Source organism: Pseudomonas sp. IT-P74 (genome assembly GCF_949768175.1).
In the GTDB taxonomy this organism is placed as follows: domain Bacteria; phylum Pseudomonadota; class Gammaproteobacteria; order Pseudomonadales; family Pseudomonadaceae; genus Aquipseudomonas.
Map to the genome: position 1 here is coordinate 114402 of NZ_CATKQD010000088.1, position 25423 is coordinate 139824.

At 53.7% G+C, this 25423-nt stretch carries 19 protein-coding genes; 15 read left to right on the forward strand and 4 right to left on the reverse strand.

What is annotated here, in order from left to right; translation table 11 throughout:
* Positions 1–42 precede the first annotated feature (42 nt).
* The 10 genes from ACM6J5_RS26560 (at position 43) to ACM6J5_RS26605 (ending at position 11041) form a co-directional block, all read left to right on the forward strand.
* The gene (locus ACM6J5_RS26560; RefSeq protein WP_008045681.1) at positions 43–513 is read left to right on the forward strand and encodes a F0F1 ATP synthase subunit B; all 471 of its coding nucleotides are present in this window, start codon (positions 43–45) and stop codon (positions 511–513) included.
* Positions 514–525: 12 nt separating this feature from the next.
* Positions 526–1062, forward strand: coding sequence for a F0F1 ATP synthase subunit delta (locus tag ACM6J5_RS26565; RefSeq protein ID WP_008045680.1), 537 nt, complete (start codon positions 526–528; stop codon positions 1060–1062).
* A 21-nt stretch (positions 1063–1083) separates the two neighbouring features.
* Positions 1084–2628 carry a F0F1 ATP synthase subunit alpha gene (gene atpA / locus ACM6J5_RS26570; RefSeq protein ID WP_030132553.1) on the forward strand — a complete coding sequence of 515 codons (1545 nt, stop codon included), beginning with the start codon at positions 1084–1086 and terminating at the stop codon, positions 2626–2628.
* A 50-nt stretch (positions 2629–2678) separates the two neighbouring features.
* A complete protein-coding gene (gene atpG / locus ACM6J5_RS26575; protein ID WP_008045673.1) occupies positions 2679–3539 on the forward strand; it encodes a F0F1 ATP synthase subunit gamma in 861 nt (286 codons plus the stop codon).
* A 27-nt stretch (positions 3540–3566) separates the two neighbouring features.
* Entirely contained in the window at positions 3567–4946 is a 1380-nt protein-coding gene (gene atpD / locus ACM6J5_RS26580) for a F0F1 ATP synthase subunit beta (RefSeq protein ID WP_008045671.1), read from the forward strand.
* 45 nt (positions 4947–4991) lie between these two features.
* The gene (locus ACM6J5_RS26585; RefSeq protein WP_007985046.1) at positions 4992–5417 is read left to right on the forward strand and encodes a F0F1 ATP synthase subunit epsilon; all 426 of its coding nucleotides are present in this window, start codon (positions 4992–4994) and stop codon (positions 5415–5417) included.
* Positions 5418–5530: 113 nt separating this feature from the next.
* Entirely contained in the window at positions 5531–6898 is a 1368-nt protein-coding gene (gene glmU, locus ACM6J5_RS26590; RefSeq protein ID WP_414929636.1) for a bifunctional UDP-N-acetylglucosamine diphosphorylase/glucosamine-1-phosphate N-acetyltransferase GlmU, read from the forward strand.
* A gap of 97 nt (positions 6899–6995) precedes the next feature.
* Positions 6996–7772, forward strand: a complete 777-nt coding sequence (locus ACM6J5_RS26595) for a DeoR family transcriptional regulator (protein WP_414929637.1) — start codon at positions 6996–6998, stop codon at positions 7770–7772.
* A gap of 1 nt (position 7773) precedes the next feature.
* A complete protein-coding gene (glmS, locus tag ACM6J5_RS26600; protein WP_095943041.1) occupies positions 7774–9606 on the forward strand; it encodes a glutamine--fructose-6-phosphate transaminase (isomerizing) in 1833 nt (610 codons plus the stop codon).
* Positions 9607–9871: 265 nt separating this feature from the next.
* Complete coding sequence (locus tag ACM6J5_RS26605; protein ID WP_414929638.1) at positions 9872–11041, forward strand: hypothetical protein; 1170 nt, start codon at positions 9872–9874, stop codon at positions 11039–11041.
* Here ACM6J5_RS26605 and ACM6J5_RS26610 read toward each other — a convergent pair.
* Complete coding sequence (locus tag ACM6J5_RS26610; RefSeq protein ID WP_414929639.1) at positions 11018–12601, reverse strand: TnsD family Tn7-like transposition protein; 1584 nt, start codon at positions 12599–12601, stop codon at positions 11018–11020. The genes ACM6J5_RS26605 and ACM6J5_RS26610 overlap by 24 nt on opposite strands.
* A 657-nt stretch (positions 12602–13258) precedes the next feature.
* Between ACM6J5_RS26610 and ACM6J5_RS26615 the strand changes: the two genes are divergently transcribed.
* Genes ACM6J5_RS26615 through ACM6J5_RS26625 form a run of 3 tightly spaced genes read left to right on the forward strand, consistent with a single transcriptional unit; the run spans position 13259 to position 17573 of the window.
* Positions 13259–14221: a hypothetical protein gene (locus ACM6J5_RS26615; RefSeq protein WP_414929640.1), complete on the forward strand. Its 963-nt coding sequence runs from the start codon at positions 13259–13261 to the stop codon at positions 14219–14221.
* Positions 14218–16227, forward strand: a complete 2010-nt coding sequence (locus ACM6J5_RS26620; protein WP_414929641.1) for a transposase — start codon at positions 14218–14220, stop codon at positions 16225–16227. The genes ACM6J5_RS26615 and ACM6J5_RS26620 overlap by 4 nt, the downstream gene beginning before the upstream one ends.
* On the forward strand, positions 16224–17573 hold the full coding sequence (locus tag ACM6J5_RS26625; protein WP_414929642.1) for an AAA family ATPase: 1350 nt from the start codon (positions 16224–16226) through the stop codon (positions 17571–17573). The genes ACM6J5_RS26620 and ACM6J5_RS26625 overlap by 4 nt, the downstream gene beginning before the upstream one ends.
* A 597-nt stretch (positions 17574–18170) precedes the next feature.
* Here the strand turns inward: ACM6J5_RS26625 and ACM6J5_RS26630 are convergent.
* The 3 genes from ACM6J5_RS26630 to ACM6J5_RS26640 form a co-directional block, all read right to left on the reverse strand.
* Positions 18171–20603 (reverse strand): S8 family peptidase, encoded by a 2433-nt coding sequence (locus ACM6J5_RS26630; RefSeq protein ID WP_414929643.1) that lies wholly within the window; start codon positions 20601–20603, stop codon positions 18171–18173.
* Between the two features lie 26 nt (positions 20604–20629).
* Positions 20630–21616: an AAA family ATPase gene (locus ACM6J5_RS26635; RefSeq protein WP_414929644.1), complete on the reverse strand. Its 987-nt coding sequence runs from the start codon at positions 21614–21616 to the stop codon at positions 20630–20632.
* A 444-nt stretch (positions 21617–22060) separates the two neighbouring features.
* A complete protein-coding gene (locus ACM6J5_RS26640; RefSeq protein ID WP_414929645.1) occupies positions 22061–22792 on the reverse strand; it encodes a hypothetical protein in 732 nt (243 codons plus the stop codon).
* Positions 22793–23426: 634 nt separating this feature from the next.
* Here ACM6J5_RS26640 and ACM6J5_RS26645 point away from each other — a divergent pair.
* Together ACM6J5_RS26645 and ACM6J5_RS26650 are read left to right on the forward strand one after the other, a co-directional pair.
* Positions 23427–23693 (forward strand): SDR family oxidoreductase, encoded by a 267-nt coding sequence (locus ACM6J5_RS26645; RefSeq protein WP_414929646.1) that lies wholly within the window; start codon positions 23427–23429, stop codon positions 23691–23693.
* A 399-nt stretch (positions 23694–24092) separates the two neighbouring features.
* On the forward strand, positions 24093–25358 hold the full coding sequence (locus ACM6J5_RS26650; protein ID WP_414929647.1) for an abortive infection family protein: 1266 nt from the start codon (positions 24093–24095) through the stop codon (positions 25356–25358).
* Positions 25359–25423 lie beyond the last annotated feature (65 nt).

Sequence of the window (25423 nt, forward strand, 5' to 3'; positions counted from 1 at the left end):
GGTAATTTGGTGTGATGGACAACGTAACTGCGAGGTGTTGGCGTGAACATTAATGCGACCCTGATTGGCCAGTCCGTTGCGTTCCTGATTTTTGTACTGTTCTGCATGAAGTTCGTATGGCCTCCGGTCATTGCGGCTCTGCACGAACGTCAAAAGAAGATCGCTGATGGTCTGGACGCTGCCAGCCGTGCAGCTCGCGACCTGGAGTTGGCCCAAGAGAAAGCGGGTCACCAACTGCGCGAAGCGAAAGCTCAGGCAGCTGAAATCATCGAGCAAGCCAAGAAACGCGGTAACCAGATTGTCGAAGAGGCTGTTGAAAAAGCCCGTGTCGACGCTGACCGTGTGAAGGTTCAGGCTCAAGCCGAGATCGAACAGGAACTGAACAGTGTCAAAGACGCGCTGCGTGCCCAAGTGGGCTTGCTGGCAGTCGGCGGCGCCGAGAAGATCCTGGGTGCCACAATCGATCAAAACGCGCACGCAGAGCTGGTTAACCAACTGGCTGCTGAAATCTAAGCGAGGGCGATCATGGCAGAACTGACCACGTTGGCCCGACCTTACGCTAAGGCGGCCTTCGAGCACGCTCAGGCCCACCAGCAACTGGCCAATTGGTCAGCCATGCTCGGCCTGGCTGCAGCGGTGTCGGAAGACGACACCATGCAGCGCGTGCTCAAGGCCCCGCGACTGACGAGCGCAGAAAAGGCCGCCACGTTCATTGACGTGTGCGGCGACAAGTTTGATGCCAAGGCACAGAACTTCATCCACGTCGTTGCCGAAAACGACCGTCTCCCGCTGTTGCCGGAGATCGCCGCTCTGTTTGACCTGTACAAGGCCGAACAAGAGAAGTCGGTAGACGTTGAAGTGACCAGTGCTTTTGCATTGAACCAAGAACAGCAAGACAAACTCGCCAAGGTTCTCAGTGCACGACTCAACCGGGAAGTGCGCCTGCAAGTTGCGGAGGACGCTGCCCTTATTGGTGGTGTCGTCATCCGCGCCGGCGACCTGGTTATCGATGGCTCGATTCGCGGCAAAATCGCGAAACTTGCCGAAGCATTGAAATCTTGAGTTTGAAGGGGCAGCAGAGCAATGCAGCAACTCAATCCTTCCGAAATAAGTGAAATTATCAAGGGCCGCATCGACAAGCTCGATGTGACCTCCCAAGCCCGTAACGAAGGCACTGTCGTCAGCGTATCTGACGGTATCGTGCGGATTCACGGTCTGGCCGACGTAATGTACGGCGAGATGATCGAGTTTCCGGGCGGCGTCTTCGGTATGGCCCTCAACCTGGAGCAAGACTCCGTAGGTGCCGTTGTATTGGGCGCATACCAGTCTCTGGCTGAAGGCATGAGCGCCAAGTGCACCGGCCGCATCCTGGAAGTTCCGGTTGGTAAGGAACTGCTGGGTCGCGTAGTCGACGCACTGGGTAACCCTGTTGACGGCAAAGGTCCACTGGGCAACACCGAGACCGACGCGGTCGAGAAAGTTGCTCCAGGCGTGATCTGGCGTAAGTCGGTAGACCAGCCTGTACAGACTGGCTACAAGGCTGTCGATGCCATGATCCCTGTCGGCCGTGGCCAGCGTGAGCTGATCATCGGTGACCGTCAGATCGGTAAAACCGCTCTGGCGATCGACGCGATCATCAACCAGAAGAACAGCGGCATTTTCTGCGTCTACGTAGCGATCGGTCAGAAACAATCGACCATCGCCAACGTGGTTCGCAAGCTGGAAGAAAACGGCGCCCTGGCCAACACGATCATCGTGGCTGCCAGTGCTTCGGAATCTCCTGCGCTGCAATTCCTGGCACCGTACTCCGGTTGCACCATGGGTGAATTCTTCCGCGACCGCGGTGAAGACGCGCTGATCGTTTATGACGATCTGTCCAAGCAAGCAGTGGCTTACCGCCAGATTTCCCTGCTGCTGCGCCGTCCACCAGGCCGTGAAGCTTACCCAGGCGACGTGTTCTATCTCCACTCCCGTCTGCTGGAGCGCGCATCCCGCGTTTCGGAAGAATACGTAGAGAAGTTCACCAACGGCGCAGTGACCGGCAAAACCGGTTCCCTGACCGCACTGCCGATCATCGAAACCCAGGCTGGCGACGTTTCCGCGTTCGTTCCGACCAACGTGATTTCCATCACCGACGGTCAGATCTTCCTGGAATCGGCCATGTTCAACTCGGGCATCCGCCCTGCAGTGAACGCCGGTGTTTCGGTATCCCGTGTGGGTGGTGCCGCTCAGACCAAGATCATCAAGAAGCTGTCCGGTGGTATCCGTACCGCTCTGGCTCAGTACCGTGAACTGGCGGCATTCGCCCAGTTCGCTTCTGACCTGGACGAAGCGACCCGTAAGCAACTTGAGCATGGTCAGCGCGTTACCGAGCTGATGAAGCAGAAGCAATACGCACCAATGTCGATCGCTGACATGGCGCTGTCGCTGTATGCCGCTGAGCGTGGGTTCCTGACTGACGTTGAAATCGCCAAGATCGGCAGCTTCGAGCAAGCGCTGATTGCTTTCTTCAACCGCGATCACGCCGATTTGATGGCGAAGATCAACGTGAAAGGTGACTTCAATGACGAAATCGACGCTGGCATGAAAGCCGGTATCGAGAAGTTCAAGGCCACCCAAACCTGGTAAGCCGCAGCGGGAGCCGCAAGGCTCCCGCTTGCTAACCTGATAGGTGTTACATGGCAGGCGCAAAAGAGATTCGCAGTAAGATTGCGAGCATCAAAAGCACGCAAAAGATTACCAGCGCCATGGAAAAAGTGGCGGTCAGCAAAATGCGCAAGGCACAAATGCGCATGGCTGCTAGCCGTCCTTATGCGGAGCGTATCCGCCAGGTAATTGGGCATCTGGCCAACGCCAACCCGGAATACCGCCACCCGTTCATGATCGACCGCGAAATCAAGCGTGTCGGTTATGTCGTAGTGAGCAGTGACCGTGGTCTGTGCGGTGGCTTGAACACCAACCTGTTCAAGGCCCTGGTCAAGGACATGGCGGTAAACCGCGAAAACGGCGTCGAGATCGATCTGTGTGTCGTTGGTAGCAAGGGTGCGGCCTTTTTCCGCAACTTCGGCGGTAACGTCGTTGCAGCTATCAGCCACCTGGGTGAAGAGCCGTCGATCAATGATCTGATCGGCAGCGTCAAGGTGATGCTGGATGCCTACCTGGACGGCCGTATTGACCGCCTGTCCGTGGTGTCCAACAAGTTCATCAACACCATGACGCAACAGCCTACCGTGGAGCAGTTGATTCCACTGGTGGCAACCCCGGATCAAGACCTCAAGCACCACTGGGACTATCTCTACGAACCGGATGCCAAGGAGCTGCTGGACGGCTTGATGGTCCGTTACGTGGAGTCGCAGGTCTACCAGGCGGTGGTCGAGAACAACGCGGCTGAACAAGCTGCGCGGATGATCGCGATGAAGAACGCTACCGACAACGCCGGTGATTTGATCAGCGATTTGCAGCTGGTCTACAACAAGGCGCGTCAGGCTGCGATCACCCAAGAGATCTCGGAAATCGTCGGCGGCGCTGCCGCGGTTTAACGGTTCAAATATTCAGAGGATCCAGCTATGAGTAGCGGACGTATCGTTCAAATCATCGGCGCCGTTATCGACGTGGAATTTCCACGCGACAGCGTACCGAGCATCTACAACGCGCTGACTGTACAAAGCGCGGCCGGGACCACCCTGGAAGTTCAGCAGCAGCTGGGCGACGGCGTGGTTCGTACCATTGCGATGGGTTCCACCGAAGGCTTGAAGCGCGGTCTGGACGTTGTCGACTCTGGCGCAGCCATCTCCGTACCGGTCGGTAAAGCGACTCTGGGCCGGATCATGGACGTTCTGGGCAACCCGATCGACGAAGCTGGTCCTATCGCCACTGAAGAGCGTTGGGGCATTCACCGTCCAGCGCCTTCGTTCGCTGAACAGGCAGGCGGCAACGACCTGCTGGAAACCGGCATCAAGGTTATCGACCTGGTTTGCCCGTTCGCCAAAGGCGGTAAAGTCGGTCTGTTCGGTGGTGCCGGTGTAGGCAAGACCGTAAACATGATGGAGCTGATCCGTAACATCGCCATCGAGCACAGCGGTTATTCCGTGTTCGCCGGTGTGGGTGAGCGTACTCGTGAGGGTAACGACTTCTACCACGAGATGAAGGACTCCAACGTTCTGGACAAAGTGGCACTGGTTTACGGTCAGATGAACGAGCCGCCGGGTAACCGTCTGCGCGTAGCACTGACCGGCCTGACCATGGCCGAGAAGTTCCGTGACGAAGGTAACGACGTTCTGCTGTTCGTCGACAACATCTATCGTTACACCCTGGCCGGTACTGAAGTATCCGCACTGCTGGGCCGTATGCCTTCGGCAGTAGGTTACCAGCCGACCCTGGCTGAAGAGATGGGCGTTCTGCAAGAACGTATCACTTCGACCAAGGAAGGTTCGATCACTTCGATCCAAGCGGTATACGTACCTGCGGATGACTTGACCGACCCGTCGCCAGCGACCACCTTCGCCCACTTGGACGCTACCGTCGTTCTGTCCCGTGACATCGCTTCCCTGGGTATCTACCCGGCGGTCGATCCACTCGACTCGACTTCGCGCCAGCTGGACCCGAACGTAATCGGCCAGGACCACTACGACACCGCTCGCGGCGTTCAGTACGTTCTGCAGCGTTACAAAGAACTGAAGGACATCATTGCGATCCTGGGTATGGACGAGCTGTCGGAAGCCGACAAGCAGTTGGTAAACCGTGCTCGTAAGATCCAGCGCTTCTTGTCGCAGCCGTTCTTCGTGGCTGAAGTCTTCACCGGTGCATCGGGTAAATACGTTTCCCTGAAAGACACCATTGCTGGCTTCAAAGGCATCCTCAACGGTGACTACGACCACCTGCCAGAACAAGCGTTCTACATGGTTGGCGGCATCGAAGAAGCGATCGAGAAAGCCAAGAAACTGTAATCCCGGCGCCCGGCAACGGGCGCTAATTTAGGTTGAGGCAATCAGATGGCTATGACAGTCCATTGCGATATCGTCAGCGCGGAAGGAGAAATCTTTTCCGGTCTGGTCGAGATGGTGATTGCGCACGGTGCACTGGGTGATCTTGGTATCGCTCTGGGTCACGCGCCGCTGATCACTAATCTGAAGCCAGGTCCGATCCGCCTGGTCAAGCAGGGCGGGGAAGAGGAGGTGTATTACATCTCCGGTGGTTTCCTCGAGGTTCAGCCGAACATGGTCAAGGTTCTTGCCGACACCGTGCAACGTGCTGCCGACCTGGACGAAGCCGCAGCTTTGGAAGCCGTTAAGGCTGCCGAGAAAGCCCTGCATGAGCGAGGCGCGGAATTCGATTACGGTTCTGCTGCCGCACGTCTGGCCGAGGCTGCAGCTCAGCTGCGCACCGTCCAGCAGATCCGCAAGAAGTTCGGCCACTAAGGCAGCACTTGTTGTGTGATTGATTAAAAAGGGTAGCCTCGGCTACCCTTTTTTCTTTTCCGACTTTTACAACCTGGTCGCAGCCGTTGACCACCCAGGATTGGTAGCCAGTCATGTCTCTTGAAATCGTTATTCTCGCTGCTGGCCAAGGCACGCGCATGCGTTCCGCTTTGCCGAAAGTCTTGCACCCGATTGCCGGCAACTCGATGCTTGGCCATGTTATCCACAGCGCCCGGCAACTTGATCCACAGCGCATCCACGTCGTGATCGGTCACGGTGCCGATGCCGTGCGCGAGCGCCTGGCAGCGGATGACCTGAATTTCGTCCTGCAGGATAAACAGCTGGGTACCGGTCACGCCGTTGCTCAGGCAGTGCCGTTCATTCAGTCCGACACCGTGCTGGTGCTCTACGGTGATGTGCCGTTGATCGAGGTCGAAACCCTGCAGCGCCTGCTCAAGCAGGTCGGTCCGCAGCAGCTGGGCTTGCTGACCGTCGAGCTGGATGACCCGACCGGTTACGGCCGAATTGTTCGTGATGCCGCCGGCAAGGTTGCGGCCATCGTCGAACAGAAAGATGCCAATGAAGCCGAACGCAAGATCACCGAAGGCAATACCGGCATTCTGGCGCTGCCTTTTGCCCGCCTTGGCGACTGGATGAGCCGACTCTCCAATAACAACGCCCAGGGCGAGTACTACCTGACCGACATCATTGCCATGGCAGTGAGCGATGGTCTGGTGGTGGCCACCGAGCAACCGCACGACGCCATGGAAGTGCAGGGCGCCAATGACCGCAAGCAACTCTCCGAACTGGAACGGCATTATCAATTGCGCGCCGGTCGTCGTTTGATGGCTCAAGGTGTGACGCTGCGCGACCCGGCACGATTCGACGTGCGCGGAGACGTGACCGTGGGCCGCGACGTGCTGATCGACATCAACGTGATCCTCGAAGGCAAGGTGGTCATCGAAGACGACGTGGTGATCGGCCCGAACTGCGTGATCAAGGACAGCACCCTGCGCAAAGGCGTGGTCATCAAGGCCAACAGCCATATCGAAGGTGCCGTTCTGGGTGAAGGCAGCGATGCTGGCCCGTTCGCGCGTCTGCGTCCAGGTTCCGTGCTGGAAGCGCGGGCCCATGTGGGTAACTTCGTCGAGTTGAAAAACGCTCACCTGGGCGAAGGTGCCAAGGCCGGTCACCTGACTTACCTGGGCGATGCCGAAGTGGGCGCGCGCACCAACATCGGTGCTGGCACCATTACCTGCAACTACGACGGTGCCAACAAGTGGAAAACCGTGCTGGGTGAAGACGTGTTCATCGGTTCCAACAACTCGTTGGTAGCTCCTGTGGATATCCTGGACGGTGCGACCACGGCGGCCGGCTCGACCATTACCTCGACTGTGGATAAATCCCAGTTGGCCATCGGGCGTGCTCGTCAGAAGAACATCGATGGCTGGAAGCGGCCTGAGAAGATCAAGAAGGACTGAGTTATCCACAACTCTTTTTATCGCTTTGCGCTTGACGAAGTTTCGTTGATAGGTTTTGATTGCTTCCGTTATCTTTCGAAGCGAAACTTATCAGCTCATGTCGAAGCGTAATACACCTCAACGTCGTCACAACATCCTCGCCTTGCTCAATGAGCAGGGCGAAGTCAGCGTGGATGAGTTGGCCAAGCGCTTCGAAACGTCGGAAGTTACGATTCGCAAGGATCTGGCGGCACTTGAAAGCCATGGCCTGTTGCTGCGTCGTTACGGCGGAGCGGTCACCATGCCTCAGGAACTGGTCGCGGACCTTGGTCAGCCGATTTCCAAGTACAAGCAAGCCATCGCTCGTGCCGCCGTCGCGCGGATTCGCGAGCATGCGCGGATCATTATCGACAGTGGCAGTACCACCGCCTCCATGATCCCGGAACTCGGCCAACAACCCGGCCTGGTGGTGATGACCAACTCGCTGCATGTCGCCAACGCCCTGAGCGAACTTGAGCACGAACCGGTGCTATTGATGACCGGTGGTACCTGGGACCCGCATTCCGAGTCCTTTCAGGGGCAGGTCGCCGAGCAGGTCCTACGCTCCTACGACTTCGACCAGCTATTCATCGGTGCCGATGGCATCGATCTGGTTCGCGGTACAACCACCTTCAACGAACTGCTCGGGCTGAGCCGGGTCATGGCCGAAGTCGCCCGCGAAGTGGTCGTGATGGTGGAGGCCGACAAGATCGGTCGCAAGATTCCCAACCTGGAACTGCCCTGGAGCAGTGTCCATACCCTTATTACCGATGAACGCCTGCCATTAGAGGCTCGCGATCAGATTCAGGCCCGCGGCATCACGTTGATTTGCGCGGCTGTCAGTCAGGAGAAATAGCATGTGTGGAATTGTCGGCGCAGTCGCAGAACGTAACATCACCGCCATCCTGGTCGAAGGCCTGAAACGTCTGGAATACCGCGGGTATGACAGTGCCGGCGTGGCGGTCTACACCAACGACGAAAAACTCGAGCGCGTGCGTCGTCCGGGCAAGGTCAGTGAACTGGAACAAGCACTGGCTGCCGAGCCACTGCTCGGGCGCCTGGGCATTGCCCACACCCGCTGGGCTACTCACGGTGCGCCGTGCGAGCGCAATGCCCACCCGCATTTCTCCGGCGACCTGGCGGTGGTGCATAACGGCATCATCGAGAACCACGAAGCCCTGCGTGAACAACTCAAGGCCCTGGGTTATGTGTTCACCTCGGACACCGACACCGAAGTCATCGCTCACCTGTTGAACCACAAACTCAAGGATCTGAGCGACCTGACCGTGGCCCTCAAGGCAACTGTCAAAGAACTGCACGGTGCTTATGGCCTGGCAGTGATCAGCATGAAGCAACCTGATCGCCTGGTCGCAGCCCGCAGCGGCAGCCCGCTGGTGATCGGCCTGGGCCTGGGGGAAAACTTCCTGGCGTCCGACCAGTTGGCCCTGCGTCAGGTCACCGACCGCTTCATGTACCTGGAAGAAGGCGATATCGCCGAAATCCGCCGCGACAGCGTGCAGATCTGGGACGTCAACGGCCAGGCTGTCGAGCGCGAAGCCGTGCAGTATCGCGACGGCGCCGAAGCCGCTGAAAAGGGCGAGTTCCGTCACTTCATGCTCAAGGAAATCCACGAGCAACCATCCGTGGTGCAGCGCACCCTGGAAGGTCGCCTGAGTCAGAACCAGGTCCTGGTACAGGCATTCGGCCCACAGGCCGCCGAGCTGTTCGCCAAAGTGCGTAACGTACAGATCGTTGCGTGCGGCACCAGTTACCACGCCGGCATGGTCGCGCGTTACTGGCTCGAAGAACTGGCCGGCATTCCCTGCCAAGTCGAAGTCGCCAGCGAATTCCGCTACCGCAAGGTGGTAGTGCAGCCGGACACCTTGTTCGTGAGCATTTCCCAGTCCGGTGAAACCGCCGACACCCTGGCCGCACTGCGCAACGCCAAGGAACTGGGCTACCTCGCCAGCCTGGCGATCTGCAACGTCGGCATCAGCTCGCTGGTGCGCGAATCCGACCTGACCTTGTTGACCCAGGCCGGTCGCGAAATCGGTGTGGCATCGACCAAAGCATTCACCACGCAATTGGTTGGCCTGTTGTTGCTGACGCTTTCCCTGGGTCAGGTTCGTGGCACCTTGGCCGAAGGTGTCGAAGCGACGCTGGTCGAAGAACTGCGTCGTTTGCCAACCCGCCTGGGCGAAGCGCTGGCCATGGACAGCACCGTGGAAAAAATCTCCGAGCTGTTCGCCGAAAAACACCACACACTGTTCCTCGGCCGTGGCGCGCAGTTCCCGGTGGCGATGGAAGGGGCGCTCAAGCTCAAGGAAATCTCCTATATCCACGCCGAAGCCTATCCGGCCGGCGAGTTGAAACACGGCCCGTTGGCGCTTGTGGATAACGACATGCCAGTGGTGACCGTGGCGCCGAACAACGAACTGCTGGAGAAGCTGAAGTCCAACCTTCAGGAAGTCCGCGCCCGTGGTGGCCAGTTGATCGTCTTCGCTGACGAGAAGGCCGGCATGACCAACGGTGAAGGCACCCACGTGGTGCACATGCCGCACATCCACGACATCCTGTCGCCGATCCTCTACACCATCCCGCTGCAACTGCTGTCGTACTACGTCGCCGTGCTCAAAGGCACCGACGTTGACCAGCCGCGCAACCTGGCGAAGTCGGTCACTGTGGAATAAGTTATCCACAGATGAAAAACCCCTGGTTTTTGAGAATTAAAACTGTCGCGTGTGAATTAAAACTGTCGCTGGTGGCCGCTTGACCTTCGGCGCCGCCCGTTGACAGGTAGGACTAGGCTCAGCTCGTTCAATGAGTGATCCATCACCCCGCACCGTTGGTTCGGGGTGTGGTATCAAGGTGCTGGGCTGGGCTGCAAGCCTTAATAGCATGTCATATGGCCAATAATCCTGAGCGCTACGCCATAAAATTAAGTGACGTTTAACAATGCTCTTACGTATTCAGCGGAATGAGACCATTCGTTCTTATATAGAACGAAATATCTACATTTATGGAAAAGCTCAATTTAAACAATGGAATACACCTCAAGAATTAACGGCCGCACATATTAAAGAGGTAGCATCATTACTGGGATGGCATGGTTGCTACGGGTTCAACCGGTTATTGCATAATCACACCTTTCAACCGTTCCACTCAGTATTCAAAAACTCTCAGGACATGGCTTACTCTGGCACCAGATATATTTCTGAGGTCAACAATTACGAACCCATCTCGCGGGCGTATTTAACCTTCTGTCCCGAATGCGTGAGGAGTGACATAGCTACATTTGGTTTTCCGTACTGGCATAGAAACCCACTAGGATCTCTGTCTGCATGTGCTATTCACAACGTTGTCTTAGAAGCCGAGTGTCCTATATGCGGCAAGCCGTTTACCTCGCAAAAGCATGGTCTTAATGTAATGTGGGAGGGGTGTGGGGGTAAACATCTCAGCGAATGTGTGGCGAAAGTCAATGACGATCCATTGGAGTTAAAGCGTTCAAGAATAATCGATGTAATTTACGATTACCCATTTCATATCTCAATAGAATCGGCCTTGAAGACGCTGTCACTAAGATTTATTTTAAAATCGACGGAGATACCTAAGAAGTCGTCTAATCATAAAGACTTGTATCGATTGTCGGGCATTATCAATGATCAGTTGAGTCTAGTGAAGAAACATGCTCAGAATAACATTGGATTCTATTTTGAATTTGTTGATTTCGACAGTATCATTAATTCTATAGCAGTTCTCTATGATAGCTTTCAGGATTTTATTTCCGATATCGGCGACTCCGGTGACCAACTCCGTGGAATTACTTCATTATGGTCAACATTCAGGTCTGGTGGTCATGAGTCTGCGCATTACGTAGAAGAAAACTATTCGCTGGGTGTTGGAACTTGGTTCTGTCCATATCCATCACCTCTATCTCTGGAGTTTGGTCGTGGTGATTCTGCGAGACAGTTGATTCCCATCGACTATCCATGCTGCAAAATAGCTTATGCCAAAGAACCTGGTGTTCAACGAACGAAAATGTGGGCTGATCCGCCACACCCTCCTATTCCGAATATCGGACTTGAGAATTCATATGGCTTATCAAGTCTTAGTGCGTTGTATTAATTTCTTAACAAGCAGCCGCGTTTTCGGATAATGGGTACGCTTTTCTAGTAAACGCGACAAGCTTGGAACCAAGCTGAAGAGCGCAGATTTAGTCATTTTCAGCCGGTCGAATGTGCCATATACGTGATCCATCGTCGAAATTACAAGATCTTGGAGTTTTTCATCACGAGTTTCCCAGTCGATATACGAGTGGTTTCCTAACCGCCCGCACGGCAATTCTGAGTTGCGTTCTAGCAGCCAATCACGATCATTACGATAGAGCCAAGCATATACGCTCGGCATCGTTGCTCTTAATTCGTTTGCGGACAGTTTGTTGTTTTCTTTAACAGCGCCAGTCCATTGTGCACGATAATTATCCAGATTTTCTTTTAGTTGATTCTCTTGCCTTAACGACTTTACTAATTGGTCTGAGGATAGCAGTCGATTAACGGTGCTAATAGAAACCTTGAATTTAGAACAAATTTTATCTTTGGCTTCTCCTTTTTTCAGGCTTTCCAAAAGTGCAGCACGTAGTGAAGCTTTTAATTTTTTAGGCTTACGAGTAACCGAACTATCTGCCTTACCAGCGATAGGCTGTTGACCGCTTACCGAGATATCAACATCACTATTTTTAATTAATAAGCCAGCCGCGCTGCGTCGGTCGTATTCATCGATGAAAAAGTTAAGTCGACCGAATAGCCAAGTGATCATTACTAGATGCTTTAGAGGATGGCACCTGCCACGAGCTTTGCGAGACATCTGTGCGATAAAAGCAGATGCCTTTGATGGCGTGGTTGGAAGGGACGTATATGGCGGATAGGGTTGAATAAGCGATGTGTATTCGGCAAATGAGGCCCTCACCTCTGAGCTTGTACCAAGCTGCTCGAGCGCGTCTTTGTACACCGTGTTGACGACCATGGGATCAAAATATCGTGACTTTCCATAAGAGGCGAGTTCTAGCACTGCCTCACTCATTAGTTGAAGAACATCTCTAGCTGCATTGCTAAGGTCAGGCAGCGAGTTGGACTGTAATAGCTCGTCACGCGGAAGAATCCATTTGAAGCGCCCCGACCACTGCCGATTCACGATGGACTCCTTCAAAAGCACACCATGAACTGGACACAGCACAACGCCCGGATATTGGTGCGTAAGGTGCCAATAAGGCACGCCAAAGGTTGTGCGGTCCTCGCTCATGCAAGATGTGCAAGCTTTCAAAGGATGCTCGGCTCCGAAGCGCCCGGTCAGAAGACCAAGCCTGTATTTCATCGATCCGATTGAGGCACCCTTCATCGCTAGCACAGCATTGTCGATTCGATCGCTAGACTGAAAGGGGACTAGCAGGGGGAGAATAGTGTGGTCGAAGATGATCGATGTGGCATCTCCCCAACAGTCTGTCATCCGACTATCTAATGAGCTGAGGTTACTGGGGAAGTCATGACTGGTTGAGCCAGGGGATGAACCGAAAAGCCAATTTAACGTGCTGGAAGTATCCAGGTGGCCCAAGAATTGGTGCTGACGGCTGCACAGACTGAAGAAGGTCTCATCTTTGTACCACCGCAGCATAGCGTCAGGCTGAGCCATGGCCTAATAAGCTCCCGAGCGGGCCGGGCTTCATGTTAGTTGAGGCTAGTAACCTATCGGAAATGACAACGAGCGATAACAGCTAGCTTTTTTGATTCCTTTGCACGCTATAAGTGCGCTATGTCGCAGTTTCCCAAGTGTGATTACGCGGTCTGCACCTGAAAAGACGCTCCTGTTTGGAGGCGAAAAAGCTGGCAGCGCCGGGTCGAACGCCCCACGCCATGACTCTTTTTGTTGTCACGCAACATTTTCAGGCGTTAACATATTTCATTTTTTTGGTTGCGATGATCTCGCCATTTTTATGGGAGACATACGAACTAGACCTGCACTTCCGCTAGCCGCGGAAGTAATACTAACACCTGCTAAATGGATACTTAACATGTATTAATAAAAATCAATTTTAGAAGCCAGGAGACAGGAGCCCAAGCGCCAACTTGGGCCCCTGTGGATAAGTCAGGTTAGGACGCTGACCAGTCCATTCTCTATTCCTAACTGCGGGACGTCAAGTTTCGCACGGGTTCGTTCGTCCACAGGAAAGTTAGCGTTATCCACAGCGCTAGTCCGTGAGAGAGCCCGTAATACGAGGGTTTTCATGACGTTATAGGTTTTATCCCCAGCCAATATGACGTTCTGAGGCCTAGAAAATGGATTGCATATATGACACCAGAACAACGAGTAGCCCTCATCTTGAGCCGTCAAAGTGGCTTCGAATGGGGGGACATATACATCCCCTCGACCCTGGCTATGCCACGCGAGGCTCCGAAAGGATCCCGTATCAGCAGACTCAACAGCCGCAAACTCGGTCGAGAATTGCACGCGCTTTCCTCCCCTGAGAAGGTGTTTACGCAGTTGGCTCTTTACCATCCAGATCTGTTCGATCTTCACGAGCAGAAAATGTTATGGCCGCTGAAGTCAGGCCATCCACTCCGCGGGCATCCATTGATGAAAGGTGTCTTTCTGGCACCCGTTAATGGCACGGTGGAAATTGCGAAGGAGCTAGGGTTCAAACACTACGAAATTGGCATTGATATGCCCGACGGAAGTCGAGCGATGATTCCATTCCCTTATCAGGGAGACTTGTTGCTTTACCTGATGGGCGAGGATGGCATTCCATATGCGGTGAACTGGACGGTGAAGGATCGTAAAGAGGCGTTTAGGGAGCGGAGGCTATCAGACGCGAAAACACCAGTGCAGCAGAAGAAAGATCGAACTCATGCAAGGCTTCGGGCTGAGCTGGAAAAAACCTACTACGCCAGCGCCGGCATACGCACAGTTCAAGTCTCTCTGGACGAACTTCCACCCACGGTGATTGCCAATCTGGACTTGCTGTTCATGGCTCATCGGCTTCCGTCAACGCTTGATATCAGCCTGCTTGACGACTTCAGTGATGCTCTTCGAGAAGCTGTTAACGACGGTAAGCCCGTTGCCTATGTGGCTATCAGATATGCAGAGCGCTGGGGTCGACGCGATCAGTTCATTGCTAAAATTTACCAAGATATTTGGGAGCGCAAGCTCCCTGTCAATTTCTTCAAGCCAATTCTCATTGACCATCCTTTATCGACAGATGATGGCGACCTCCTGAAGGTGTACGGGACCCTCTTTCAGGAGAAAGAATCATGATGGCTGGCGCGAGGCTAATCGCGCCTGAGGGTTTTCATTGTCTGGCGAAAGGCGAGACCTACCACTTTCTTCACAGCGATGGCAGCACCAATCGGGTGCGGCTGATCGTATTCTCTGACGACGGCCATGAAATTAAATCCCATCTGATCACCTTAACGAGGATTGAATTCGAAGATGCGCTCGAAGCCGGGTTGATTCTGGAAGATGGTGCGATGGATAAATTCCCCCCATGGCTTGAGCCGGTCGGTGGTCTTTCCGTAGCGCAGCGAGAGGGTATGCGTGTTTCTATCGAAGAAAGTTACGATCAGAAAGTCAATCGACGCTTTGCAGCCATTTCCGATCTCATTCTCAGGCTTGGTGAGATTCTCGCCAGCGATGACCCGGACGCCATCATCAACGCCCACGCGAAGGCCCAGAAGCCTCAACAAAACGCTTCGCGCTTGCGGCTCTGGTTCTACACGTACATCGTGTTTGGTCACAACAAGTGGGCTTTGATGCCACTCCTTCATCGTATCGGCGGCTGGAATCGTGATGATCCCTCATATGTCCGCAGGCTAGGGCGGCCTTCGCCAAACGGCAAAAATTGGGGCTTTCGATCAGACCGAGCAATGAAGGATAAGATTCTTGAGGGATATACCGCTTTCAGGGCTCCTGATAAAACAGCCAACGATATCTACAGCGAAATCGTGACAAAGATGTTCGGATGCGTCTCCGTGAAAAAGAAAGGCAAAATCGAGTTCATCCATCCGAATAACGAACCGTTCCCCTCGCTTTCTCAAGTCAGAACTCAGATAGAGCAATCTGTCAGCCCTAGAGAACGCTCCATTGCCGTTAGAGGCGAACACAAAACTCGTGCCATTACCGGCTCCCAAGGAAGCTTTGCAGATCGGCTGCTAAACGTGAACCAGCGTGTCGAATTTGATGGCTACTACATTTCTGAGAAGCTTTCTGGCGTATCGGAAGGAAGCGCTGTCGATAGCTTTTGTGTGGTTCGTGGGGTGTGTGGCCTCTCAGGACTCGTTGTCGGGATCGGCTTCGCTGAGGGCAAGGAGAGTATGGAGGCATACAAGATGTGCCTGTTTTCAATGGCCACTAACAAAGTCAAATATTGCGAGTTTTTTGGGCTGAATATCGGGACAGACGAATGGCCGAGCGAGGGGCTTGCGCGTGGACTCGTGTTTGACCGCGGTCCTGGAGCGACCTTCGACGTAGAATCGGCAATCAATTGGCTGGGAACCTTTGAAACCACTCCTGTATTTTCAGGGCAATCCAAGGCTTCTGTGGAGGCTTCTCATCCACGGGATAAGAAGACGCTGGACCAGCCTACCTATGTCCATAGCAGTCTGAATTTCGTACAGATGGCTAAGCGAGAGATCATACAGGTCCTTATGGACAACCATGTCTCTGACGCCAGCCGTCGCTTGGACGAGGAGTTGGTTCTGGCCGGGGTCAAGCCCACGCCACTCTCGATTTTTAGTTACTGGGATCGCCGAGGTCGAAATTCTGCCAACAGTATGCAGTTGGACACTGCAGTCAGAGAATTCCTCGCTGTGCGCCCCGCGGCAATCCGAAATGACGCCGTATATTTTTACGGTCGCAAATATAGATCTGCGGACCTTGCTGCCACAGGGATATTTGATCGAGTGGCGAAAGACGGCGTGATAACAACAACTGCATACACTTTAACAATGTGCGTCCGCCACATATGGATCGAGGTTTACGGCGAGCTCTATGAACTGGATTTCGTACGTTCTCAACGAACACTTGAGGGGGCTGTCGACATTTCACTACGCGACTTGCAGTCAATTGATCAAATGAGGCGCAAAGGATCCGCTGCGCTATGTGATGAAATCCCTGCCGCACAGCAATATTTTCGAGATCGGTTCAAACAGGAGACTGGGGAGGACTGGAATGGCGGAGTAAGGAGAACGGGGCGGCCAGCGAAAAATGCATCAGCGCAGCGCGATGCAGCGGATTATGACCGCTTTATAGGTAAGGCCAAATGAACCAGGTGATCAATAATCGGTTCAGTGAATGCCTGGATATCGAGAAGATCCGCGCCAAAGTCACGGTCAGGCCTGAGCCCGTTTTAGCGCTTGGCTCCATCGATGCACCGATTGCCTCTGAGCAATTGGCAAGTGCATTGAAGCAGATATTCATTCCAAACGAGTTCTCGCTGGCGTTTATCAAGGAGATGGCTGGCAGAGCTTCGGTGCACAGTCAGTTGCTGTTTAAAAGTGAGGCGGGATACGCGTCAAAAATCTTCAATCCGCCCGAGGTCGAAGTCTCTCCGGTCTGTCTCACGGGTCTAGCAGGAGTTGGAAAAAGCCAAACCATTGATGCTTTACGCAAGGTATTGCCACTGCCAATGGAGTTTTCGTGTGGCCTGTACGAAGGCACCGTGACCTTGATATCACATTGGTATGCGAGTGCGCGGGGTAGAGCGAGCGGCAAGGCACTGCTTGAAGATTTTGTCTTCGGGGATGGCGAGCGAATCGGAAGAACCACAGTCGCTCAGCTCCTAAAGGAGTCCCGTCGAAGGGCTAACAGAGATGGCGTTTCCCTTGCGGTGTTAGAAGAGATGCAACACACCAACGCTGGCTCTGGTGCTGCAAAGGTGACTGACATTTTACTGACCATGGCAGCCATTGGCTTACCGATGGTTTTTGTGTGCAACTACAGCTTGGCTCACAAGCTGCTTGGTCGAAACAGCGAGGACAAGCAACGTCTGCTCGCTGATCCTCGCATCATGTTGCCGGACGAGCCTGGCAGCGCGGATTGGCTGAATTATGTCGCTGAGTGTCTAAGAGTGAGCAACGGCTACATAAAGGCCGACGTTGATGATCTGGCCATTGAGCTGTACCGCTGTACTTTTGGTATCAAGCGATTGGTGGTGCTGCTGTTGAAGCTGGCATATGTGGAATGTCGCAATGCGGGCCGGCAGTGCGTGAACCTGTTCGATATCACTCGTGCATATCGTTCTGCCGCGTACACAGTAATCGCCAGTGAGGTGGAAGAGCTACAGCTACAGGCGCTGAGCAGTCGCAAGAAACAGAAGCATAAGGACTTGCAATGCCCCTTCGATCTGCCTGTTGCGATGAAGACAAACGTCGTGAATTTCACTCGTGCTGATCGTCACGAACGTGTCATTGCCACGGTCTTTGACTCTTCGTTGACCGAACAAGAGCGGGCAACGGTCAAAGATATTGAAGCTCTCAGCATGGGCGCGCCTCAGGCAATCAAGCCGCGCCGCCGGGCCCCGGTCACGAATCTGACTGATGAGGAGAAAGGGAACGCTTTCCTTAAGTATATGGATACTGTGGCACCTCCCAAGCCTAAAAGGCCGAAGTGATAACGCTTGGTATCAGCGCTTCTAGGGACGAGTGCTTCGCCAGGGGCGGTACGATTGCGAGAGGAGGTTGCACGCGCTTGTATCTGCATCCAAGCACGCACCTCACCCGCGCGAATGTTAAATGCATCTACCTTGCTTCGATCGTGAAAACAATAAGGTGGACACATCGGGCAAGTGACATCTAACAACTGCTGCCGCATTGGTGGGGGTCTGGCTCACGCAAAATGAGTTGGACGTACGCTTACGTCCTTATTGGCTCGCCCCGTATTGGTATGGGCTTTACTCCTGGAGCCCCCCGCGGCTAGGAAAGGCTTCTCCTGCGACGCGGCCCCTGTAAACATGTTTTTTTCACTGTTAGTCACATTAGTTAACAGTGAAAAAAAACGGTTTACACAAGTAGCTCGATGAAGGCTCTATGTACTCCCCGTTCGGTACAATCGGTGATCAAATCAAATGCAAATAACTGGTCCTGCTTCTCCACGACCAGCGAAATCTTATTTTCTTCAATTGCTACAACTTCTCGGCGACGGATCGCCAGGGGCTGTGCAGGGGCCTTAGGAGCCGAGAAGTTGCGTGAATGGGCGTCATTAGGTCGAACTACAGAACTGCACGCGCTTGAGTTTGCTGCCGGACTCGCTCCTGTTCACGCGCCTGGACCTGCAGTGCGATAATCGCTTGAATCTCCGCGTAGAGTTGAGCATTTTCGTTATCACGGTCGGCCACCGTCACCACTAGGGCGTAGGTTTCCTTGTCTGCCACATCAGGATGATCCCAATCACGATCTTGGCGGATCACGACCACGAACCATTTCTCATCCGGGGTCCGTTTCTTAAACGTCCAACGAGAAGACTGTACGGTGCCTCGGCTTCGAAGCTGCGCAGTAATCTCGCGGTTCGACGTGGCATCATCGTTACGCGACTCAGCATCCGCTTGGGTTTTGTGATTGAAGGATTTCTGGACAGTCTCCAGAGAGTCGCCTTTGACCAGTCGATAGCTGATTTGGGTGGCGAGATATTCCATGCGCGTTGTACGAACTGCCGGTGAGAACGCTAGGCTGATGCTCAGCTCACGGGTACCTTTGGCTGTGCGCAGGTACGACGCTGGCAGCGGAAGCTCATAGAACTGGCAGGTATCTTTTTCAATAGCTTCTTCGCATACAAGTACAACGCAGTGATCAGATGATCGGAAAAGGTCGCTTTCGCTGATTTGCCCGTACCCACCAACGTCCCGGGTAATATCCCGTTTCCATGTAGCTTTGTCTGCCTTGTACGCGGCTTTCATTTCATCGGTGAACGTCGAATCGACCTCTGCTGGCATATAAGCGTGATTGACCAGCATCGCTCTGAGCAGGTTAGCGGAGGCATCGGGATACTCGTTTAGCAATCGTCCAGCTAAGTGCGTTACGTATGGTGCAGAAAAGCTGGTACCACTGATCTCTTTGAAGATCGTATTGCCCTGAAATTGGTGGTTTAAGGTCAGAACCCCTAACCCACGCATGTCCGTTTTCCATTGTCCGCCAGCCTGACGCATTGGGCTGGCCAGGTTACCGCCCGGAGCTATGAGCTCAGGTTTCAGTGCGCCCTTTACTGAAGGGCCGTGGCGAGTGAACGGGGATGGCTGGTGCTCGGCCGCCGGCGACAGCTGATAGATTTCTGGGTATTTTTGGCTATCGTATGTCGCGTTGTGGCGCGCAATGCTGCCTACGGTCAGAACGTTCATGGCCGGTGCCGGATCTATGATTACGCTCTGCTCGTGAAGCAAATATTCGGGATACTCCTCCCGCCAGCTTTCAATCGGCATTGGCGGTTCAGAAGAGCCACGGAAATTACCGGTGGATACGATGAACAGTACATTGTGTTTGCGGGCGAGGACATCGAGTATATAGGCGAGTCCCCTTACATGAGCGCCATCGTACGGGGAGTTGGCGTTTCCCAAGGACAGGTTGAAGATCCTACATCCGAGGCCGACGAAATATTCAACCGCTTTCGTGAGCGTTGATTCCACCGAGTGTTCGTCGTAGATCGCATCGTTAGTTTGCGGGCATTTGCGCATCACCTTTCCGTTGTATAGCCAGAATTGTGGCTGCCAGAAGTTCCCTCGATCGCAAGCCTCTACATCACCATACAAGGCAATCCCCGCCACGGCGGTACCGTGGCCAGCTTCATCGAACTCATCCTGCTCGTTTACGAACGAATGGCTTTCTCCAATAGCGGAACGGAGGAGCGGATGGTTCGTATTGATGCCGCTATCCAGAATGCAGACACGCGCGGCGTCAGGGCGCGGGGAGGGAATATTGCGGGGAAGCGTTGCAATGTCTCGGTTGAGTTGAGGAAAACTGATGCCGGTCGTAGGGATAAGGTCGACCAGCCTCACGTCCCGGTGATTGAGCAGCAGCTCTGCTTGAGCCATCGTTACCTCAACTCTGTACATGAGAAGGCTATCAAGGTTGATGCTGTCAATCTTCTTCACACCTACCTGCTTGAGCCAGGCCTCAAAGGTTGTGAATAGTCGGATTCTTACGGGGTGATGGACTACCTGATGCGGCCACAGCTCGATGTCGAGCATAAAGGTGGCTGTTTTGGGTAGACCAATGTTGCGTACCGCCCAGCTTTTCCGATCTTCTGCCGACCAGCTGTCGATACCTTCAATTGCCTGAAGGATTTGGCCGTACGTGAGCTTCTGGCCGGCGATACCTAGCTTGTTGATGTGATCTTGAAACTTGGCCAGCCCGTCTTCAGTGGCAAATACAATGCACAGCTGCTTGTTTTCCTGGCTGACAAACTCCAGACCATGCTTTTGCAAATCTTTGAAGGTCAAGGCTCCGTCGTACTTAATCTTCAATACGAACGGAGCCCCGTCGGCTGATGCAACCTGCTGCTTTGCGGCAGATGTGGCGTCAGCGAAGTAGGCATTCAACTTTTGCCCGTGACCGCGGAGGTCTTCGCGTTTCGTAAATTTTGGGGGCGGTTTAGTGCGGCGGCTATTGTCCAGGTTTTCGCGAGCGATCGTCAGATGCTTGTAAGTCGCCAATTCAATCATCCTTGAATAGGGGGGAATTAGTGCCTTCGGAGCCCTTCCCGAATGAGCGCATTACGCAGCTCTTTGATCGTCAGAAACTCCTGGCCTCTTAATATCATACGCTTTGCCGCACGGCGAACGACACGTTCGACGTCGGCGCCACTTTTACCTTCGAACTCAGTTAATAGCTCTTTGTCATCCAGCTCAAACTGCCGGCGAATGCCTCGCAGTTTAAGCTTTAGTAGGGATATCAGCTGTTTCTGGTCGGGTAGGGGAAACTCGATCGCTTCATCGAAGCGGCGCCAAATCGCGGAATCGAGAATGTTCTCGTGGTTTGTGGCCGCCAATATAAGGCTGCTGCCGTCGTATGCGTCCATCATTTGCAACACGGCATTGACCACGCGACGCAGTTCCCCATGCTCGGCACTATCGCCTCGTTCCTTACCGATGGCATCAAACTCATCGAACAGAACGACCAGGGGATGCTTAGCGATGAAGTCAAAGACTTTGCGGAGGTTTGCTGCGGTCTCGCCTAGAAAAGATGAAACCAGTGCATCAAGGCGAACGATGGCCAAAGGTCTATCTAGCTCGAATGCGATGACTTCAGCTGCCAGTGTCTTCCCGCACCCCGGAGGACCGAAGAAAATGACCTTACCAGAGGGTTTCATTCCGTAACTACGGAGGACGTCTGCCCGACGATGCTCTTCAAGCATCTCCTCAATCATGACCGAACTGCTCTCCGGCAAGATGATTTCGTCCAAGGTGCGCTTAGGCGGTCTTATGTCCAGTAACGGAAGCCCGCGCTCTTTGTCCACCGGGATGTCGAATTCGAACTGAGGTTTTTTAGTTGATGGCTGCGCATGCATGTCGCCACCGTAGAGAATTTTCTCTAGATCATTCGCAAGTAGGTGGTGCTGCTTTTGGCGCTCTTCTTCAATAATCGCTTCGGATGCTTGGCGAAACGCAATGGTATCCCCAAGCGCACCAGCTTTTACAAGTTGCCTAAGTATTTTTCCGTTAGCCATTATGTACTCCTGCGGATGCGTTTGGATTCTGAGTGGTCAACTCATGAAACCGATCCTTGCCCTAAGCAGTAAGAACTAACAGGATAAAATTATCAGAGCTAACATGTAACAGGGACTCCGTTCCGCATTCCATATTAATTACTCTCAACCTTAGATTTTGAGTAAATGTCATACGTGAGCGTAACTATGGACTGGTAATTTGTCCAGTGATATCACCATGCAAAGGGTAACCTTGCACCGCTTTTGGGACGGATGGCACTGTCCCAGCCGCCTAGATTGATGTGAGTGGTTGGCTCGAGCAAAAGGCATGCTTCATGCGCCGCTTTTCTTTGGGGGACCTAAGGCTGGTGAGTTTTCCGAAAAGCGGTGGCCCGTACCCGTTAGAAACAGGCCAGTGGCTACGGCCATTGCTTGGTAGGTGTACAGCAGCCCGAACCGGATGTTTCAGCGCTTGTGCTTTTTAGCTTTTTTCTTACGCTGCTCTAGCTTTTTATCAAATACAATTTTATTCCACTGCTCTGCCATTTCGCCAGCCTGCCTATAAACGCCTCTGCTCATTTTAATACTTTCAAATAGTCCAAGTATTGTAGGAGAGATCTCCATTCTCTGCTTTGTAAGAATGAAAACCATCTGGTGTGAAAACACACAAAGACACAGGGCGGTCAATAAGAGCGTTATCTGAATCCACAGGGATTCTGCGGGCGCGAATGCACCGGAGTTAATCTGTATCAGGTAATAGTTAAATACGCCTATGATGAAAAGCTGAAGTCCAATCAAGGAGCGCGTCATGGCCTTAGGAAGTCGGGCACCGACGATCTTTCGTTTTTGCAACGCAAAGCTGTCGTACACGCTTAACAATAAAAATGGGAAGCCAGCAAAAGCTATGTCAATGCTTGACAGGCTGTAGTCCGCCGAAGAGATGTTTATAATGAATGTAAGTGATAAGCCGCTAAGTAGTGCTATACAGAAATCTTTATTCAGCTCACCATAAAACTCCCTGTAATAGGGGGAGCTTCGTCCAGTCAAAGCTTGAATACAGTCATAGGTGTATACCGTGCCGAGAATCCATGAAACGGATATCGCTGACAGCAGAAAAAAATGCCACCAGGAATGGTATTGAAAACTCAGCTGCCACAAAGTCGATGCGGCAGCGACGAAAAACAGGATGTATTTCATTAGGTTCAGCAATCTCTCATTGGCACGAGTGTTACGTTTGGCGGCTCTCTGACGCCTGCTTTGATCAGCAGTTCATGCATCGCACGGGTGGCGCTTTTTTCCAGGCTGGCTTAGGTTAGTCGCGCGCAAGCCAAGAGCGCCTTTACGTCGTCATCGGTGAGCATGAACACACCTGCCGCCACACTTGCTCCTGGTGTACCCATCACAACGAGGTCGGCGTACATCCTTTGAGTTAGCGCAAATCCTTGCTGCTTCCCAGGAGCCGCGAATACGCCTTTTTGCTCAAGCCCAGCGTTCTCGTAGAAATCTATCAGGAAGGGTAGAGCGCCGAGCGTACCTGCCACTGTGAGAGTTTGTCATCCGACAAATCATCCAACATGTTGCGGCTTGAATAGCTCGCGGCGACCTTGCTTGTGTACTCGAGTTGAAACCAGGAATCCCTGGTTATTAGGAGCTTAGATGGCCTGGGAGCGCTGATATTCAGCCGGCAGTGAGGCAAGTTTTTTGTCTAGATCTGTCAATTCGATGCTGCGTCGTTTCTGGCTGCGACAGTTTTGCGTTTCCTCCATAACTGGATGCGTGTGCATAAATATGGGCATGCCTGCGAACTTACGCAGTCGCCCCTCAAGGCGCAATGAACGCCGCGCTGGAAGCCCTATCGCGCGGGCTGGCGTTGGAGTTGTCACCGGGGCGGGTCAATACCGTGTCCCCGGGGCTGATCGCCACACCGCTGTGGTCGAAGTTGTCGGAAGAAGCCCGTCAATCTATGTACGAAGGCGCTGCTGCGCGCTTGCCGGCGCGGCGTGTTGGACAACCGGAAGACGTTGCCAACGCTATTGTCTATCTAGCTCCTACGCCTTACTCGACTGTGCTGGTGGACGGCGGCGCCAGCATCGTTTGATTCGTGTCAACCTGCTGCAAACCGCATCACCTGGGACTCTTGCGGGAAGCTGATAAACGCCCGCTGGGCGAGGACCAAATTTCGCCGTAGGCCACACAGATGTGCCGACTGCTCAGGCTGGTTGAACAACGCAAGCCTGGATAGCAGCGACTACCAGGCTTACGAACTCGTCCTGTAAAGACAGGTTGAGATCGGGTGAAGGGAAAGGCACGCTTGCAGGTTCAAGGAATGAGGAACCCAAGTAGGGAAAGGGCTGAAAAGTGAAAGGCATGTGAATGGCCACTTCTTTGCTGGGCATGCCCCGGGTTTAGCTTTTTCACCGACGCATCTAGTTTTTGATAGCAGATGGCCCTTCCTGCTAGCTACGATGACTCTCAGTTATCTGAATTGGGGGGCCGTATGGAGCAAACCGAAATTGAGCCGCTATTGGCGACGGTATACGCGGTTCTGCGCGCAGAGGGTGCTGATGAGGCGGCGGAGGTAGTCCGCGGTCATCCTGCAAATGCGGAACTGACAGGCAACGACAACTGGAATGGCGGAACCAACTATTGGGAAATCCACTTCATCATTCCTGCTTTGGAGTACGCCAAGCTCGGGGTCAGACGGGTCGAGCTCCAGGAAAGGATCACAACCGCGCTGAGGACGGTAACCGAGCACGAGCAAAGCGACGCGTACTCAGCGCTAATCGTGCCTGCACGTGAGTATCATGTGGATTGGCGTTCCGGGAAGTCTTCCAACCTACCGAAATCGGTGCGGCAAAACATCACGGACGGCCTACGTCTAGAGAACGTGAAGTGGTATGGGGAGCTCAATGATGTTGAGTTTCTGAGTCGGCTGTATGAGCTTGAAACCCTTCCCTCCACGGACAGTCGCTACAAAGACGCCGTCGGCGACATTTGGCAGCATCGCTATAACAACGATGACTGGGACGATGATTGGATCTTCAGTGACTCCAGATTCAACCTCTTCGATGGGAGCGCCGAGGCATTTCTCCGGTTTCTCTGCGAAACGGTGCACCCCGTAGTTCGCCCCCAACGAGAAGAAGCGATTAAGCTCGTTGAGCATTTCAACGATCAACTCCAGAACGCGGGCTGGGAGTTGTACCAAGAGCAGCAAATCGCCGGCCGCCCACGCTTTTCCTATCGGTTGATAAGTAGCGCTTCGACAGAAGCGAACGCAACCAGGTCGGTCATGCGAGCGAGAGTTGTTGTCGAGGCGCTGAGCGCCGGATGGATGGCGAAGCAAATTGAACGTCTGGAATATGCCGTCGATTCAGACCCCGAATTGGCGATCGGGACGGCCAAAGAACTGGTAGAAAGCTGCTGTAAGTCCATTCTCACGAAACGAGAAATTCCGTTCACCAAGGCCGATGACCTAGGCAATCTGACGAAGAAGGTTACCAAAGCATTGCAGCTGGTTCCCGACGGAGTCAGTGAAGCAGCTAAGGGCGCTGAAAACATCAAGAATATCCTCCGCAACCTCACTCAGTTGACCAGCAATCTCACGCAGTTGAGAGGTTTGTACGGTACCGGACATGGCAAGGACGGCCAACATCGCGGTCTGCAGCCCAGGCATGCTCGGCTTGCGGTTGCCGCAGCAGTGGCATTTATCGATTTCGTATCGGAAACGCATCGATACCGAGAAGCTTCCGAGCCGCAGAGGTGAAGAGCTTGGCAGAGCAGTCGTTTGATGGACCCGATGGGCATTAGCCCCGACCGGCTCGCTTCCAG

Bases quoted from the DNA above. Each gene is read 5' to 3' on its own strand.
- ACM6J5_RS26565 (WP_008045680.1), top strand. From the start codon at position 526: ATGGCAGAACTGACCACGTTGGCCCGACCTTACGCTAAGGCGGCCTTC.
- atpA (WP_030132553.1), top strand. From the start codon at position 1,084: ATGCAGCAACTCAATCCTTCCGAAATAAGTGAAATTATCAAGGGCCGC.
- atpG (WP_008045673.1), top strand. From the start codon at position 2,679: ATGGCAGGCGCAAAAGAGATTCGCAGTAAGATTGCGAGCATCAAAAGC.
- atpD (WP_008045671.1), top strand. From the start codon at position 3,567: ATGAGTAGCGGACGTATCGTTCAAATCATCGGCGCCGTTATCGACGTG.
- ACM6J5_RS26585 (WP_007985046.1), top strand. From the start codon at position 4,992: ATGGCTATGACAGTCCATTGCGATATCGTCAGCGCGGAAGGAGAAATC.
- glmU (WP_414929636.1), top strand. From the start codon at position 5,531: ATGTCTCTTGAAATCGTTATTCTCGCTGCTGGCCAAGGCACGCGCATG.
- ACM6J5_RS26595 (WP_414929637.1), top strand. From the start codon at position 6,996: ATGTCGAAGCGTAATACACCTCAACGTCGTCACAACATCCTCGCCTTG.
- glmS (WP_095943041.1), top strand. From the start codon at position 7,774: ATGTGTGGAATTGTCGGCGCAGTCGCAGAACGTAACATCACCGCCATC.
- ACM6J5_RS26605 (WP_414929638.1), top strand. From the start codon at position 9,872: ATGCTCTTACGTATTCAGCGGAATGAGACCATTCGTTCTTATATAGAA.
- ACM6J5_RS26610 (WP_414929639.1), bottom strand. From the start codon at position 12,601: ATGGCTCAGCCTGACGCTATGCTGCGGTGGTACAAAGATGAGACCTTC.
- ACM6J5_RS26615 (WP_414929640.1), top strand. From the start codon at position 13,259: ATGACACCAGAACAACGAGTAGCCCTCATCTTGAGCCGTCAAAGTGGC.
- ACM6J5_RS26620 (WP_414929641.1), top strand. From the start codon at position 14,218: ATGATGGCTGGCGCGAGGCTAATCGCGCCTGAGGGTTTTCATTGTCTG.
- ACM6J5_RS26625 (WP_414929642.1), top strand. From the start codon at position 16,224: ATGAACCAGGTGATCAATAATCGGTTCAGTGAATGCCTGGATATCGAG.
- ACM6J5_RS26635 (WP_414929644.1), bottom strand. From the start codon at position 21,616: ATGGCTAACGGAAAAATACTTAGGCAACTTGTAAAAGCTGGTGCGCTT.
- ACM6J5_RS26640 (WP_414929645.1), bottom strand. From the start codon at position 22,792: ATGAAATACATCCTGTTTTTCGTCGCTGCCGCATCGACTTTGTGGCAG.
- ACM6J5_RS26645 (WP_414929646.1), top strand. From the start codon at position 23,427: ATGAACGCCGCGCTGGAAGCCCTATCGCGCGGGCTGGCGTTGGAGTTG.
- ACM6J5_RS26650 (WP_414929647.1), top strand. From the start codon at position 24,093: ATGGAGCAAACCGAAATTGAGCCGCTATTGGCGACGGTATACGCGGTT.